The organism is Novosphingobium sp. B-7 (genome assembly GCF_000410615.1).
Classification (GTDB): domain Bacteria; phylum Pseudomonadota; class Alphaproteobacteria; order Sphingomonadales; family Sphingomonadaceae; genus Novosphingobium; species Novosphingobium capsulatum.
In genome coordinates this window covers 1-257 of sequence record NZ_KE148500.1, presented here as the reverse complement: position 1 = coordinate 257, position 257 = coordinate 1, and the positions used below count along the sequence as shown (strand labels likewise).

The 257-nt window shown below is 69.6% G+C and carries 1 pseudogene; it reads left to right on the top strand.

Annotated elements, in window-relative coordinates:
- Nucleotides 1-53: 53 nt before the first annotated feature.
- Nucleotides 54-257, top strand: a pseudogene (locus H926_RS29910) (hypothetical protein); the annotation flags it as partial.

The window sequence follows — 257 nt, the reverse complement described above, 5'->3', positions numbered from 1 at the left end:
GCAAAGGCGTCACGGCACTCCTGACGGAACAAGGAAAGGGAACCAGGCAAAGCGTGGCCTGCCGGGTCTATCATGCCGAACTTGCCCAAGTGCAAGACCATCCGCGCCTTGCCGCGCTGATGGCGCGCGGGGCTGCGGCCGGGCCGTTTGACCGGGCAGACTGGCTGGGGCTGATTGCCGCCCGTGCGCCGGGCCGTGCGTTCTTGGCCGTGGCGGAAGAGCCGGGCTTGGCGGCCCACGCGGAAGGCGCGCTGCTT